Source organism: Kitasatospora sp. NPDC002543, from assembly GCF_053594915.1.
The window spans coordinates 1-14,765 of sequence record NZ_JBSFWR010000053.1; the positions used below are offsets into that span (position 1 = coordinate 1).

Annotated in this window: 10 protein-coding genes and 1 pseudogene; 6 read left to right on the forward strand and 5 right to left on the reverse strand. The window is 74.2% G+C overall.

The window, feature by feature from the left end; all coding sequences use genetic code 11:
- On the reverse strand, window positions 1–750 hold a 750-nt coding region (locus ACWD4P_RS22180), incomplete at its 3' end, for a trypsin-like serine peptidase (protein ID WP_449780735.1).
- 759 nt (window positions 751–1,509) lie between these two features.
- On the opposite strand from ACWD4P_RS22180, the gene ACWD4P_RS22185 reads away from it, so the two are divergent.
- Both ACWD4P_RS22185 and ACWD4P_RS22190 read left to right on the forward strand, forming a co-directional pair.
- A complete protein-coding gene (locus tag ACWD4P_RS22185; protein WP_449780736.1) occupies window positions 1,510–2,886 on the forward strand; it encodes a hypothetical protein in 1,377 nt (458 codons plus the stop codon).
- A gap of 189 nt (window positions 2,887–3,075) precedes the next feature.
- Window positions 3,076–4,725, forward strand: coding sequence for a GDSL-type esterase/lipase family protein (locus ACWD4P_RS22190; RefSeq protein WP_449780737.1), 1,650 nt, complete (start codon window positions 3,076–3,078; stop codon window positions 4,723–4,725).
- Between the two features lie 233 nt (window positions 4,726–4,958).
- Here ACWD4P_RS22190 and ACWD4P_RS22195 read toward each other — a convergent pair whose 3' ends face one another.
- A complete protein-coding gene (locus ACWD4P_RS22195) occupies window positions 4,959–6,194 on the reverse strand; it encodes a serine hydrolase domain-containing protein (RefSeq protein WP_449780738.1) in 1,236 nt (411 codons plus the stop codon).
- A gap of 504 nt (window positions 6,195–6,698) precedes the next feature.
- Between ACWD4P_RS22195 and ACWD4P_RS22200 the strand changes: the two are divergent.
- The 3 genes and pseudogenes from ACWD4P_RS22200 to ACWD4P_RS22210 form a co-directional block, all read left to right on the forward strand.
- Window positions 6,699–7,196 (forward strand): annotated as a pseudogene (locus tag ACWD4P_RS22200) (DUF1062 domain-containing protein); the annotation flags it as partial.
- 318 nt (window positions 7,197–7,514) lie between these two features.
- Window positions 7,515–7,940, forward strand: a complete 426-nt coding sequence (locus tag ACWD4P_RS22205; protein ID WP_449780739.1) for a hypothetical protein — start codon at window positions 7,515–7,517, stop codon at window positions 7,938–7,940.
- Window positions 7,901–8,467, forward strand: a complete 567-nt coding sequence (locus ACWD4P_RS22210; RefSeq protein ID WP_449780740.1) for a GNAT family N-acetyltransferase — start codon at window positions 7,901–7,903, stop codon at window positions 8,465–8,467. Before ACWD4P_RS22205 ends, ACWD4P_RS22210 begins: the two co-directional genes overlap by 40 nt.
- A 40-nt stretch (window positions 8,468–8,507) precedes the next feature.
- Here the strand turns inward: ACWD4P_RS22210 and ACWD4P_RS22215 are convergent, their stop codons facing one another.
- The 3 genes from ACWD4P_RS22215 to ACWD4P_RS22225 all read right to left on the reverse strand — a co-directional run bounded on the left by ACWD4P_RS22215 (window position 8,508) and on the right by ACWD4P_RS22225 (window position 12,730).
- Window positions 8,508–10,595: a HelD family protein gene (locus tag ACWD4P_RS22215; protein WP_449780741.1), complete on the reverse strand. Its 2,088-nt coding sequence runs from the start codon at window positions 10,593–10,595 to the stop codon at window positions 8,508–8,510.
- Window positions 10,596–10,751: 156 nt separating this feature from the next.
- A complete protein-coding gene (locus ACWD4P_RS22220) occupies window positions 10,752–11,414 on the reverse strand; it encodes a response regulator (RefSeq protein WP_449780742.1) in 663 nt (220 codons plus the stop codon).
- The gene (locus ACWD4P_RS22225) at window positions 11,411–12,730 is read right to left on the reverse strand and encodes a sensor histidine kinase (protein WP_449780743.1); all 1,320 of its coding nucleotides are present in this window, start codon (window positions 12,728–12,730) and stop codon (window positions 11,411–11,413) included. Before ACWD4P_RS22225 ends, ACWD4P_RS22220 begins: the two co-directional genes overlap by 4 nt.
- A gap of 379 nt (window positions 12,731–13,109) precedes the next feature.
- Here ACWD4P_RS22225 and ACWD4P_RS22230 point away from each other — a divergent pair, with 379 nt between their 5' ends.
- On the forward strand, window positions 13,110–14,573 hold the full coding sequence (locus ACWD4P_RS22230) for an alpha/beta hydrolase family protein (RefSeq protein ID WP_449780744.1): 1,464 nt from the start codon (window positions 13,110–13,112) through the stop codon (window positions 14,571–14,573).
- Window positions 14,574–14,765: the final 192 nt, after the last annotated feature.

The window sequence follows — 14,765 nt, forward strand, 5'->3', positions numbered from 1 at the left end:
GATCAGCCGCTCCAGGGTCCCCGCGCAGCTCACCTGGTGGGCGGCGTAGTCGATGTTCGCCGGGTACCCGACGGCGGTGACGAAGGTCTCCTCACGCCGGTTCACCACCAGGCCGTTCCCGCCGGTGGCGTCGACCACCTTCTGCCCGTTGGCGTTGGGGTTGAGGGTGACCATCGCGACGTCCCACTCGGGGGCGTCCTTCTCGTCCAGCCAGTTGTTGAACACCCGGGCCTGCTTCCAGGTGAACATCCCGTACGGGTACGGGTCGTTGCCGTTGTACGCGGGCACGTAGATCCAGTCGACCTTGAACCACTTCGCTTCCCCGCCGTTCATCCGGCTGCCCTTGCCCGCGACGCAGTGCGCCGCCGTGATCACCATCATCTTCGAGGGGCTGTTGAGGGCGCTGGCCGTGCAGCTCTTGTTCACCTGCTCGACCGTGTTGAAGTAGAAGACCCGCCCCACCGTCCGGTCCACCGACCCGTTGACCGCGAAGCGGGCGGCCGCGGCGTCGACCTCGGCCCGGTCCGCCGCCTCGCCGCCGGCGGCCTTCGCCTCCTCGGCGACGGTGGCCGCCATCCGCTCGGGCGTCCAGTACGCGCGGGCCGCCGCGTCGTCCGCCGCGGTGGTCTCCGAGGTCGACGTGCCGGCGGTCCGGTCGGGCCGGGGCGCGGCCGCGTCGGCGGTGCCGACCGTCCCCAGCCCCAGAGCGAGCGCCAGCGCGGCGCCGCCAAGAGTCCTCAGCAACTTCACTTCGTCCCCACTTCCGTGTCCGTCGGACGGCCGGATGGCCGCCGTCATGGCAGCGTGACACCGGGCCCGGGCGCGTCGCCTGAGTACGGATACTCAAAGAAAGTGCTCGAACAGGCTTGATCAGCAAGGGAATTCACTTCTCGGCCGGTCCCGCGGCCGTTTCCGTCACCCGTTCGGCGGCAGCACGGCTCGGGGCAGCCGATGGTGCCGCACCGGGGCCTCGGGCAGCGCAGCCGGAGTCCGCCGGGTGCTCCGGGCAGCGGCGGGTTCGGCGAGGTCCGGGCGCCGTCCCGCTGCCGGGTGGTGGGGCCACCCCTCTCAGCGGTGGCGCTTGGCCGCTCGCCGGGTGGAGCATACGGAACGTGACGGGGGCGGTTGGCGAGGTGAAAGCGGAGGGGTGGGGGTGGGGGTGAGGATGTAAGTCCACGGCCCCGCCGCTTTCCCCGGTACAGCCGGCCCCACCCGGCTCACGATGGTTCCCGTACTCGTGCCCACCCCGGCGTCACCACAGCGGTTATGACGGATAGACAGACACCGCCACACGCGTCCACACATGTGAACGACATCGCTGTGCACAGCACATATCCTCGCCACAGACTCCCCCACGCCCCGCAGGTCCGCAGGTCCGCGGGTCCGCAGGTCCGCGGGTCCGCAGGTCCGCACTGCACCTATCAACGCCCCCCCTGGCGGGGCATTCACCGACACGACCGAATTCGTGTCCACGGACGGGCCGTTCGCCCGTCATCCCCGAGAGGACTCATGCAGAAGACAACGAGGCTCCCCGCGTTCGTCGGCGCCATCGCCCTGGTCGTCGGCACCGTCGTCGCCGCCGGCACTCCGGCGTCGGCGGCCGTGGGCGGGTACCAGATCCAGAACAAGGCGACCGGCCTGTGCCTGACCGGGACGGTCGACACGCCGTCCGCCATCCACCCCGTCTACGAAGCTCCTTGCGGGACCAAGTCCACGCAGCACTGGGCCAACATCACGAACATGCTCTCCCTGGTGGGCGCCGGTACGTACAGCCTCTGTCTGACCGTGGGCAACTACGGCGACGTGTACACCACGGGGTGCAAGCCCGAAGGTGACATCGGGTGGAACTACACCGACCAGGGGTGGAAGTACGCGTCGCTCAGGGGCGACTACACCAGCCTCTACAACACCGGCAGGGGTTGCTACGTGCAGGCGATCTCCGGCGGCCAGTCCGCCTGCATGCCGGGGTGGACCGGGGACTCCAAGCAGTTCCGTTTCCTGGAGGGTTCTGTCGGGTCGCCCCCCTCCGTGCCGAACACGGTGCGGTTGGTGGACCTGCGGCCGGACGGCCGGCTGCAGAACGCCGAGGGTGACTTCTCAGCCGGCAAGTGGAGTTCGTGGAGCGACATGGGCGCCTACGGGGTCAGGGAGGTGACCAGCGCGGCCACCGGTTCCGTGAACCGGATCTTCGTGATCACCGACGACGGCCAGATCTACGAGAAGGACGGCGACTACGGGAGCGGTCAGTGGTCGGGCTGGTTCCACCCGGCGACGGGGAACCTGCCGACCTCCGCGGTGGCGATCAGCGCGTCGTCGTTCGGCAACACGGTGCACCTGGTCGTCGTGGGCGCGAACGGTCATCTCTACAACTCCGACGGTGACTTCACGGCCGGCCGGTGGAACGGGTGGACGGACCACGGCGGCAACTTCAAGCGGGTCGCCAGCGCCTCGACGTCCACCAACGTCAACCACATCTTCGCCATCGACGGCAACAACCGGGTCAACGAGCTCGACGGCGACTACGCGGCCGGCAGCTGGGGCTCCTGGGCGGCGGCCGGGTCGAACGCGTTCACCGCGCAGGACGTCGCGGCGTCCGCCTCCGGCAACATCGTGCACCTCAGCGCCATCGCACCGGACGGCACCTGGTCGAACACCGACGGCGACTTCAACCGGGGCCAGTGGAACGGCTGGACCAAGATGCCCGGATCCGGCCTCAAGCGCATCGCCAGCGCCGCCGCCAACAACGTGAACCACATCTTCGCCGTCGACGGCAACAACCGCCTCCAGGAGATCGACGGCGACTACAACGCCGGCCGCTGGAGCTCCTGGAACCAGGCCGCCACCGGCGCCGACTCCATCGGCGTCGCCGCCGCCTTCACCCACTGACCGAAGAGCCCACGTACGGCGATGCCGTGACCGCCGCTCCCACCGCGTCCGGCGCGCCCGAGCCTCGTGCCGGGCCGCCGGGCGCGGTGTGTCCGTGCCGGGCCGCCGTCCGCCGTCCGCCGTCCGCCGTCCGCGTCCCGCGTACGGCCCGCACCACCCACCTTTGGGGTGCCAGATCCGGAGAATGCCATGACCCGTCCCACCGCCCTCGCCGCGGCCACCGTTGTGCTGGCCGCGGCGGGATTCGCCGCGGCCCCCGCCCCCGCGAGCGCCTCGGCCACCAGCCCGACCACAGCCCCGCCGACGGTCCGGGTCCTGCCGTTGGGCGACTCGATCACCTACGGCCGGAACAGCTGCACCGGCAACGGCTACCGGGGGCCCCTGCAGAACCTGGTCACCGCCGAAGGGCGCTTCGCCATCGACTACGTCGGCTCGCAGCAGAACGGCGTGATGGCCGACCCGGCGAACGAGGGCCACCCGGGATACACGGTCGACCAGATCAGCGACAACATCGACGGATGGCTGGCGGCCACCCACCCGGATGTCGTGCTGCTGCACATCGGCGCCAACGACCTCAACCAGTACGCCGGCGGATCGGACACCGCCGCCAAGGCGGAACGGCTGGTGAACCGGATCTTCGCGGACCAGCCCGGCGTCACCGTCATCATGCAGGGACTGGTTCCCACCATGTCCGGCATGAACAGCCCCATGCCGGACATGGCGAGGAACATCCCGGACTACAACGCCGCCCTCCAGCGACTGGAGGCCACCGAGCAGCAGGCGGGCAGGCACTTCAGGTACGTCGCCGCTCCGGCGCTGGTTCCGGCCGGCCAGGGCACGGCCACCGAGCCCGCGCAGATGTCGGACGGACTGCACCCGAACGACGCCGGCTACGCCGTGATGGGCCGGAACTTCCTGGCGCCGCTCGACCAGGCGTACAACGCCCGCTGGTACACCGGCCGCGCCGCGCAGCCCCCACGGCCGGCCAACACGGTCCGCCTGGTGAACCTGGCACCGGACGGCAGCCTGCGCAACAACGAGGGCGACTTCACCGCGGGCTCGTGGAGCGGATGGAGCAGCCTGGACGCCTCGGGGATCAAGGAGGTGACGAGCGCCGCGACATTCTCGGTGAACCGGATCTTCGCGATCGGCCGTGACGGTCGGGTGTACGAGAAGGACGGCGACTACGGCCGCGGGCAGTGGTCGGGCTGGTTCCAGCCGAGCATCGGGGCACTGCCCTCCCCGGCCGTCTCCATCACCGCCTCCTCGTTCAACCACACCGTCCACCTGGTGGTGATCGGCGCCGACGGACACCTGTACAACTCCGACGGCGACTACGAGGCCGGCCGGTGGAACGGCTGGACGGACCACGGCGGCAACTTCAAGCGGGTCGCCAGCGCCTCGACGTCCACCAACGTCAACCACATCTTCGCCATCGACGCCAACAACCGGGTCAACGAGCTCGACGGCGACTACTGCGCCGGCAGCTGGGGCTCCTGGGCGGCGGCCGGGTCGAACGCGTTCACCGCGCAGGACGTCGCGGCGTCCGCCTCCGGCAACATCGTGCACCTCAGCGCCATCGCACCGGACGGCAGCTGGTCGAACACCGACGGCGACTTCGACCGGGGCCAGTGGAACGGCTGGACCAAGATGCCCGGATCCGGCCTCAAGCGCATCGCCAGCGCCGCCGCCGACAACGTGAACCACATCTTCGCCGTCGACGGCAACAACCGCCTCCAGGAGATCGACGGCGACTACAACACCGGCCGCTGGAGCTCCTGGAACCAGGCCGCCACCGGCGCCGACTCCATCGGGGTCACCGCCGCCTTCACCCGCTGAGCCGGCGCACGGCACCGGCACACGCGCCGGCTCGTCGGCGACCCGCCTGCCGGCCCGCCGCACACGCGCGGTGCCGGGCGGCGTCCTTTCCACGGGAGTCCCGGTCGGGTGAGGGCGGTCGTCGCCGCGCATGGAAGGCAGGGCCTCCTGGCAGCTCGAAGGGCGTCTACGCCGAAGAGCCGTCCAGGAGGCCCTGTCGGCGCGGCCCTGCGGCCATCGCGGGGGCCTGCGGGTCAGGCGGTGCAGGTCGCGGCGTCCAGCAGCTTCTCGAAGGCCTTCCGGGTGGGCAGCGGGGTCGACAGGCCGCTGTTGTTCATCGAGACGGCGATCTGGCGGCGCAGGTCGGGGCTGGTGTACAGGAAGGTGCTGAAGCCGGGGATGCCACCGGTGTGGCCCCACAGTTCACCGCAGTCGGTGGTGGTCCGTTCCAGCCCGAGGCCGTACCGGCCCTGGCTCTGCGGGGTGGCCGTCATCATCTCGGCGAGCTGCGGGCGGGGCAGCAGCCGTCCGCCGAGCAGGGCGGTGATGAAGGTGTCGAGGTCGGCGGTGGTGGAGATCCCGGCGCCGGCCGCGCCCGCCATGCTCGGGTCCAGGTCGGTGACGTCCACGCGGCCGGTGGGCAGGTCGAAGTAGCCGTGGGCGTGCGGGCCGGGGATGACCGTCTCGTGGTCGGGCATGGAGGTGCCGGTCAGGCCCAGCGGGCGGATGATGCGGCGCTCGACCTCCTGCTGCCAGGTGCGGCCGGTGGTCCGCCGGATGATCCGTCCGGCCAGGACGTAGTCGGTGTTGGAGTAGTGGTAGCCCTGGCCGGGCGGGAAGTACGGCGGGTGGCCGTTGGCGAGGGCGATGAGCTGCTGCGGTGTCCAGCGGGTGTAGCGGCCGGACTCCAGCCACCGTTCGAGGGCACCGGGCGCGGTGGGGTCGAAGGCGTGGTCCTCGGTGAAGTCGAACAGCCCGCTGGTGTGGTCGAGCAGCCGGCGCAGGGTGATGTCCGCGCCGTTCGGCACCGCGCCCGGCAGCAGCCGTTCCACCGGGTCGTCCAGGCCCAGCCGTCCCTCGGCGACCAGTTGGAGGACGACGGTGGACACGAAGGTCTTGGTCACGCTGCCGATCCGGAACCGGCCAGTCGCCGAGGCGGGAGCACCGGTCGCGTCGTCGGCGGTGCCGGCGGCGCCCTTCCACAGGGTGCGGCCGTACCCGCCGACCCGGGCGAGCGAGGCCGAGGCGCCGGAGTCGACGACGGCCCGCACCGCGGCGTCCAGGGCCCCGGGGTCGACGCCCCTGTGCGGCCCCCGGCCGGCGGCGTCCCGCGCCGGGTCCTGGGCGGCGGTCACCGTCACCGCCGCGGCCGGCCCCGCCGCGCCGAGGGCACCGGCCGCCGGGGCCGTCACCCCCACCAGGCCCGCGCCCGCCAGCGCGAGCGCCACCAGGCGCGCGGCCGGACCCGTTCCGCCCCTGTGTTCCGCCATGCCCGTCCACCTTCCCGCACCCATGCCGAAGGGCGCGTGCAACTCCCCCGCGAATGACGACGACTGACACTGTGACAGCCGGACGGGCGGCGGGTCGTCCACCCACGGTCCAGGCCGGATCCGCTCCCGGACCTCCCTGGGGACGACGGGCCTCTCCCCCTCAGGGAGGGGACCGCCCCTGAGTCCCGCCCCGGGGCCCGCGGGCCCCGACCGCATCCGGGCCGGACCGCATCCGGGCCGCATCCGGGCCGGGCCCGCGGCCGGTTCGGCCGCCGAGGGCACGGGGAAATTCGGTTGCCGCGGACCGCCGTCGCGATCATGATCGCCCGCATGGACTTTTGATGACTGCCACGTCGTACGTACCTGTCGCGCGATCGACCTCGGAGCCTGACGACCGGCCCCGGGGCGATGGGGCGCGCCCCTCGTGAGCATCCGTCAGAGAGCGGGAGCCGCCGAGTGAGTTCGGCATGCCCTCCCGCTGAGTCCTGAAAGCACCCCACACACATGAATACCGACCGCAAGGCCCTGTGGGCCGTGCGTCAGTCCGCCCTGCCCACCATCGTCCGGCCCTGCCCGGACTGTCCCGGCACGCGGCACCGCGCCTCGGGGAAGATCCGCGTCAACGCGAGCGGCAAACTGCTCGACGTCTGGCTGCTGTTGAGCTGCGCGACCTGCGACCGGACCTCCAAGGTGCCCGTCCACGAACGCGTCCACGTCTCGACGCTGGAGCCGGCCCGACTGGTGGCCTACGAGACCAACGACCCGGCAGCGGTAAAGGAGTTGGTGACGAGCACGTCGCTCGCGGCGAAGAACCGGTACCGGCTCGACTGGACCGGGACGTGGGAACTGGAGACCCGGATGCCGCTGTACGCGCTCGACGACCCGAACCCGCTCCCGGTGCGGGTGCGCTTCGAGCTGCCCGCGCCGGTCCGGGTGGAACGGCTGCTCCGGCTCGGTCTCGGCCTGAGCCGGGCCGAGGTGCGCCGTCTGGTCGCGGACGGGCGGATCCGCCTGCCGTTCGCTCCGGACGCCAAGGCGCGCCAGGACTTCGAACTCACCCTCCACGGACCCGGTTCCGTCGATGCGGCCAAGCACGCGAAGTCCCTCGACGCGCCCGACGCCTGGGGCGACCACGACGAGCTCTGCCCCGACGACCTCGTCACCGAACTCAACGGCAGGGCCGACCCCCAGGCGCTGACCGCCCTGCACAAGCGCTACCGGGCGCTGAAGCGGTAGGCCGGGGCCGGGGTCCGCGGGCTGTCGGGGCCCTCGCCTAGAGTGCGGTGTCGACGGGGCCGACGGCCGGCGAGGGGGCGGGCGATGAGCGAGGCGTGGGACCGACTGCGGGCGATCATGGGAGAGCCGGTGTACACCCCGGCGCGGGTCCCGTGGGAGCGGGCGCCCGCCGAGCTGGGGGTCCAACTGCCCTCGGACTACCGGGCGTTCGTCGACCTGTACGGCGGCGCGAACCTGAACGGCGAGTGGGGCGTGTACACGCCGCAGGACAAGCCGCTCCACCGGGACGGGCCGAGCGGCCTGGCGGCCTGGCGCACCACCTCCGACCTCGACCTGCGCGACCGGATCGAGGGCGAGGAGCACCGCTGGGAGCAGCCGGGCCCGACCCCGGTGTTCCCGGCCCCGGCCCGGCTCGTTCCTGATGGAGCCCGGGTCGGCGGAGATGCCCTGGGTCAGGGCGTGAGGACCCGATGGCGAACGAACCCGTCCACCCGGGAGGCCGCCGCGTGAGCGTCGAACTGCGCCACCACACCGCCCTGTCCCCGGTCGTGCGGCGGGACCTGCTGGACGTGTACGCCGAGGTGCGGGCGCCGCTGCTGCACCTGGCGAACTACGGTCTGGCCGCGTTCACCGAGCGCCTGGGCCTGCACGCGGCCGGCCCGGGTTTCGAGCTGGTCCTGGGCTACGACGGCGGGCGGGCGGTGGGCTACGCGTACGGCAACACCGTCGAGGCCCGTGACCCGTACTGGAAGCGCATGGCGGAGCCGCTGTCCGAGGACGGCCCCCGTGCCCCGGTCCTGGCGCTGAGGGAGATCGGTGTGCGCCCGGCCTGGCGGGGCACCGGCACCGCCCGCCGGGTCCACGACGCGCTGCTGGCCGGGCGGGGTGAGGAGCGGGTGGTGCTGATGGTGAATCCGCTCGCCGGGGACGGGAAGGTGCTGCGCCTGTACGAGGGGTGGGGCTACCGGGCGTTCAACGCCCAGGCGGCCTCGGCGCACTCGCCGCGGCTGACGGTGATGGTCCGCCCGACGCGTTGACCTCCCGCGCACCCGGCGGGAGGCCCCGCGCGGGGGTGTCCTAGGCGGGCTGCGCGAGGGTGATGGTGCACAGCCGTTTGGTGGCGCGGGTCAGGGCGACGTACAGGTCCCGTTCGCCCGCGGGCCGGGCCGCGACGATGCCCTGCGGGTCGACCACGAGGGCCTCGTCGAACTCCAGGCCGCGCGCCTCGGACGCCGGGACCAGCCGGGCGTGGGCCTCGACGCCGGCGGCCGCCAGTTCCGCCACCCGGTCGTCCGCGCAGACGACGCCGAGCAGTTCGCCGGGGTGGGCGGCGTCCTGGGCCCGCAGTTCGCGCAGCAGGGCGTCGGCGAGCCGCCGCGGGGCGGCCGTGACGGTCCGCGGCTCGTCGCCGCGGCGGATCGAGCGGAGGGCCGGCTGTTCCGGGGCGATGCGCTGGAGCAGGTCCCGGGTGGTGGCGAGGATCTCCCGGGTGGTGCGGTAGCTGACGGTCAGGGTCCGCAGGTCGAAGCGGTGGCCCAGGTGGGGGGCGAGCGCCTCGTTCCAGTCCCGCGCGGTGGCCGCCGGGCCCGCCTGCGCGAAGTCGCCGACCAGGGTCATCGAGCGTCCCGGGCACCGGCGTACGATCATCCGCCACTGCATGGCCGTCAGTTCCTGGGCCTCGTCGACGACGACGTGTCCGAAGGTCTGCCGGGGCGGCCCGTCGACCAGGCTCGCCGCCTCGTCGAGGAGCGGCACGTCGGCGCCGGTCCACGGTGCGCCGGGGGTGCGCAGCAGTGACGTCCGCTGGTCGTCGGTGAGGTGGGGCAGGTGTGCGGCCAGGGCGTCGGGGTCGGTCAGCAGGGCGTCGACGACGGTGTCGGGTGTCAGGTGCGGCCAGATCTCCTCGACGGCGCGGTCCAGGTGGGTGTCGTCCAGGAGGGCGGTGCGGACGGTGTCGGCGTCGAACTCGTCGGCGCCGGTGGAGGGTCGGTCGTCGATGCCGAGGTTGCGCAGGTCCCGGGCGGCCATCTTGTCGAGGTCGATGCCGGTGAGCTGGGCGACTTCGGCGTCGAGGCGTTCCAGGGTCTCGGCGGTGCTGCGGGCGAGTTCGCCGGTCAGGGCGTCCACCAGCAGTTCCAGGAACAGGCGGCGGGCCCGGTTGTGGGCGAGGCCGCCGGTGCGGGCCGCGTCGCGGGCTTCGGCGACCTGCCGTTCGGACAGGCGTACCCACTCCTGTCCGACCCGGACGGTGAAGTCCCCGTCGGGGGCCTGGCGGGCGCGTACCGAGCGGGCCAGGGCGTCGGCGAGGTCGGCGCCGCCCTTGAGGCGTGCCGGGGCGTACGCGTCCGTGGCGCCCGGGCGGACGCCGGCCAGTTCCTCGCAGGTCGCCAGGACGACGTCGTTCTCGCCGAGGGAGGGCAGCACCTGGGAGACGTAGTCCAGGAAGCGGGTGTTGGGGCCCAGGACGAGCACGCCGCGTTCGGCGGCCTTGGGGAACGCGTAGAGCACGTACGCGGCGCGGTGCAGGGCCACCACCGTCTTCCCGGTGCCCGGGCCGCCCTGGACGACCGTGACCCCGCGGTGCGGGGAGCGGACGATCGCGTCCTGTTCGGTCTGGAGCGTGGCGACGGCCGTTCCCATCCGGCCGGTGCGCCGTTCCTGCAGTGCGGCGGCCAGCGGGCCGTCGCCGACGACGTCTGCGGGGGTCGGGTCCGAGCCGTCCAGCAGTTCGTCGCTGACGGCGACGACGGTGCGGTCGGCCAGGCTCAGGTGGCGGCGCCGGCGCAGGCCGAGCGGGTGGACCGGTGTCGCCTCGTAGAAGGCCCGGGCCGCCTCGGCCCGCCAGTCCACCAGCAGCGGCAGCTCGTCCTCGTCGCGTTGCAGGCCCAGCCGTCCGATCCGCAGGACGGTGCCGTCGGTGAGGTCGATGCGGCCGAAGACGAGTCCGCCTTCGGCGCCCTCCAGGCGGCGGACCTCGCCCGCCAGCCGTCCGGCCGCCACCTCCCGCTCGTACACCTCGCCCGCGCTGCCGGCCGTCGACGCGAGCACCCGGCCCAGCTGCGCGCGCGCCCCGGCGAGCCGCTCGTCGAACAGCTCGGCGATGGCGGACACCCGGGTCCGCTCCAGCTCGACCTGCTGTGCGGCGTTGCCGTGGATCTGCGACAAGGAAGAGCCCCCTCGTGTTTCGGATTGCGGCCCACCACTATGCAGAGCCGGTCCGGGGAAGTAAACGTTGACTTCGCCGGTGCGGGTGTGGCCGTCGGCGGCGGCCGGCGGCTTGCGGTGCCGGGGGGGGTCGGCCGGTGGACGCGGCTGGTGCGGTCAGGCCGGGCGGACGAGGCGGCTCTCGTAGGCGAAGACCACGGCCTGGATCCGGTCGCGGAGTTCGAGCTTGTGCAGGATCCGTCCCAGGTGGGACTTCACGGTGGCCTCCGCGAGGTACAGGGCGGCGGCGATCTCGGTGTTGGACAGGCCGCGGCCCACCTGGACGAGCACCTCGCGTTCGCGGGCGCTGAGGCGGCGCAGCCGTTCGTCGTGTTCGGGGCGGCGGCCGGCGGGCAGGTGCGGGCGGATGCCGTCCAGCAGGCGGCGGGTGATCCGCGGGGAGACCGCGGCGTCGCCCGCGGCGACGTCGCGGATCGCGGTGAGGAGTTCCTCGGGCCGGGTGTTCTTCAGCAGGAAGCCGGAGGCTCCGGCGTTGAGGCCGGCGAAGGCGTACTCGTCGAGGTCGAAGGTGGTGAGGATCAGCACCCTGCTGTGCGGGCAGGCTTCGACGACCTGGCGGGTGGCCTCGATGCCGTCGGTGCCGGGCATCCGGACGTCCATGAGGACGACGTCGGGGCGCAGTTGTCGGGTGAGGTGGACGGCCTGGGCGCCGTCGGCGGCTTCGCCGACGGGTTCCATGTCGGGTTGGGCGTCCAGGACGGTGCCGAAGGCCATGCGCAGCAGTGCTTCGTCGTCGGCGATGAGGATGCGGATGGTCATGCGGGGGCCGCCGTGGTGCCGGTGAGGTGCAGGCGGGTGTGGACGTGCCAGCCTCCGTCGGGTCGGGGGCCGGCGTGCAGGGTGCCTCCGTAGGCGGCGCAGCGTTCGCGCATGCCGGGGATGCCGTGGCCGGGTGGTGCGGTGGGGGCGGGCGGGGTGCCGTGGCCGGGTGGCGGGGCGGGGGCGGGTCGTGGTGGGTGGGGGCCGTCGTCGGTGACGTCCACGGTGACGGTCTCGGCGGTGCACCGGACGCGGACGGTGGCGCGGGTGCCGGCGGGGGTGTGCTTGAGGGTGTTGGTGAGGGCTTCCTGGACGAGGCGGTGGACGGTGAGTTGGGCGGTGGCGGGGATGTGGGTGTGGCCGCCGTGGACGTCGAGGCGGGTGGGGAGTCCGGCGGTGCGCATCTGGTCGGCGAGGGCGTCCAGTTGGGCGATGCCGGGCAGGGGGTGGCGGTGGGCGTCGGGTTCGTCGGCCCGCAGGATGCCCAGGGTGCGGCGCATGTCGGTCAGGGCCTGGCGGCCGGTTTCGGAGATCTGGTGCATCGCGGCGGTGGCCTTGTCGGGTGAGCGGTGCTGGGCGTAGCGGGCGGCGTCGGTGAGCGCGACCATGACGGACAGGTTGTGGGTGACGATGTCGTGCATCTCGCGGGCGATGCGGGTGCGTTCCTCGGCGGCGGCCAGGCGGGCCTGCTGTTCCTGTTCGTTTTCCAGGCGGGCGGCGTGTTCCTCGACGGCGGTGAGGTAGGCGCGGGTGGTGCGCTCGTTGACGCCGAGGGCGGCGGCGGCCACGGTCATCGCGGTGAGTGCGACGAGGAGGGTGGGGAAGGCGTCGTCGGGGGCCCAGCGCAGGCAGGCCAGCAGGACGCCGGTCTGGGTGACGGCGGCGGCCAGGAGTGTCGTGCGCCGGCCGGTGTGCGCGGCCACCGTGTGGAGGGCCACCAGCAGGGCGATGTCGGCGGGGAGTTGGGCGTCCGCGAGCCACTGGAGGAGGGCGGCGGCGGCCACGGCGGCGAACGCGGCGAGCGGGGCCCGGCGGCGCCACAGCAGGGGCAGGGCGAGGGCGGCGGTGAGGGCGGTGGCGGCGGGCCGTTCGTGCGGGGCGCGGGTGGTGGCGGCGTTGAGGAGCAGGAGGGCGGGCAGGAGGGCGTCCCGCAGGACGGGGGGCAGTCGGGTGGCGGTCCTGGCCCGGCGGGCCCGCCACCGCCGCGGGCCCGGGTCCCGTGTCCACGCCCGTGCCCGGGCCCGGGCCCACGTCGGCGTCCACGTCCGGGCCGGGTCTCGGTGGGTCCGGCCGGGTTCGGCGGCCGCCTCGGTCATCACAGGTCCCCGTCGTCGAAGTGGGCGTCATGGCGGCCCCGGCCGGGGCGCGTTGCGGGCGGCCGGGCCCGGTGCGGGATCGGGCCTGGTCGGGGCCTGGTCCGGGGGCCGCGTACCGCGCCCGGTGCCGGCCGCGGCCCTGCCACGGTAGGCGGCGGCGGGCACGCGGCGCATGCGCCCACCGTCGGACGGCGCGGGGCCGGGGTACGACCGCAGGAGGAGGCCGGTCACCTCCCGTGGTCGCAGGGCGGGCGCCGGTGCGGTGTGCCCGGTTGCCTCCGTGGTCGTACGGGGGCCTTCGCGGGCTGCTCCCCCGGTCCCGTCCGGCGGCGACCGGTGGCCGATGCGGCGGTGTGCGCCCGGCGCCGAGCATGGCCGGGTGACCGAGATCATCGCGGGACCGCACATGTCCCTCCTGGAAATCCTCGCCCTGCTGGGGGCCGTCGCGCTGGTGGTGGCGCGCTGGCTTCCCCCCGCCGCCCGCCCCCGGGTGACGATCGCGGCGGTGGCCGTGCTCGTGCCGTGCGCGCTCGGCCTGGCCGTGACGGGCGTGCGCTGGCAGCTGCTGCCGGTGCTGGCGGGCGGCGCCCTCGTGCTGCCGTTCGCGCTCCGCCCCGTGCTGCGGCCGCTGCGGCGCGGCCTCGGCCGGCCGGCGTGGCGGGCCCGCCGGTGGCTGGCGCTGCCGGGGTCGGCGGCCTGCGCGGGCCTGATCGCCGCGGGCCCGGTGGGTGCCTGGGCCTTTCCGGTGCCGGTGTTCCCGCAGCCGTCGGGCGGGTTCGCGGTGGGCACCCGGGTGGTGCAGTGGACCGACCAGGGCCGCCCCGAGACCTTCACCGCCGATCCGGACGACCGGCGCACCGTCGTCGTCCAGCTCTGGTACCCGGCGCCGAAGGCCCCGGCCGGTGCGCGGCGGGCCCCGTACCTGGGCCGTACCGGGCAGGAGGCGCGCACCGTCTCCGCCGCCCTCGCCCACGGGGTGGGCCTGCCGGGCTTCCTGCTGGACGGCGCCGCGCGGGCCCGCGGCAACGCCGTCCCCGACGCCCCGGTGGAGGCCCGGGGCGGGCGGTTCCCGGTGGTGCTGTTCTCCCCCGGCTCGGGCGGGGCGCGCACCCAGAACACCGCCTGGGCGGAGCAGTTGGCCGGCCACGGCTACGTGGTCGCCGCCCTCGACCACCCGTACGACTGCGCGGCCGTCGTCCTGGCCGACGGCCGCACCGTCACCTCGCGGACCGCCTCCAGCGGCGACCGGGACAAGGACGAGGAGCTGGCGGCCGGCTGGACGGCGGTGCGGGCCGCCGACCTCGGCTTCGTCCTCACCCGTCTGGAGGCCCTGGACCGCGGTGAGGGTGCCGACCCGCTGAGCGGGCGCCTGGACACCGGCCGGGCCGCGGTGGCCGGGCACTCCATGGGCGGCGCGGCCGCTCTGCAGGCGGCCCGGCGGGACCACCGCTTCCGGGCCGTCGTCGACCTGGACGGCTTCCCCCACGGCCCCGCCACGCCCGCCCTCGTCCAGCCGGCGCTCGCGCTCACCCAGGCGATCACCCCGTCGACCGACCCGCGCTACCTGCCCCGTCTCACCGAGGCGCTCGCCTCCGCCACCGCGCCGGGCTACCGGCTGACCGTCCCCGGCGCCGCGCACCTCACCTTCACGGACGGGCCGCTGTACCTGCCGCCGGTGCCCTCGCTCGTCGGTTCCCTGGGCCGTACCGAGGGGCCGCGCGTCGTCGCCGCGGCCACCCTCGCCTTCCTGGACGCCACCGTGCGGGGCTCCTCCGGCGACCCGTCCGGCGCGCTGTCGGCCTACGGCAGCCTCACCGTCCGCCGCCCGGACGGCGGCCGCTGACCGGGCGGCGGCCGCTGACCGGGCGGCGGCCCGTCCCCTCCGCGCCGACCGTCCCGGGCCGGGGCGCTCGCGCGGCGGGCGGCCGCGAGCCGGGGGTGCGCCGGGGTGCGCCGGACGGGCCAAGGCTCCGTTGACGGCCGAGCGGCGCCCCTCTACAACGGAGCACAGGCCCCGGTCCGCGGCGCAGCACCG

Excerpts from the sequence above, each read along its gene's own strand:
- ACWD4P_RS22195 (WP_449780738.1), bottom strand. The coding sequence starts at position 6,194 with ATGGCGGAACACAGGGGCGGAACGGGTCCGGCCGCGCGCCTGGTGGCG.
- ACWD4P_RS22210 (WP_449780740.1), top strand. The coding sequence starts at position 7,901 with ATGGCGAACGAACCCGTCCACCCGGGAGGCCGCCGCGTGAGCGTCGAA.
- ACWD4P_RS22220 (WP_449780742.1), bottom strand. The coding sequence starts at position 11,414 with ATGACCATCCGCATCCTCATCGCCGACGACGAAGCACTGCTGCGCATG.
- ACWD4P_RS22190 (WP_449780737.1), top strand. The coding sequence starts at position 3,076 with ATGACCCGTCCCACCGCCCTCGCCGCGGCCACCGTTGTGCTGGCCGCG.
- ACWD4P_RS22185 (WP_449780736.1), top strand. The coding sequence starts at position 1,510 with ATGCAGAAGACAACGAGGCTCCCCGCGTTCGTCGGCGCCATCGCCCTG.
- ACWD4P_RS22205 (WP_449780739.1), top strand. The coding sequence starts at position 7,515 with ATGAGCGAGGCGTGGGACCGACTGCGGGCGATCATGGGAGAGCCGGTG.
- ACWD4P_RS22225 (WP_449780743.1), bottom strand. The coding sequence starts at position 12,730 with ATGACCGAGGCGGCCGCCGAACCCGGCCGGACCCACCGAGACCCGGCC.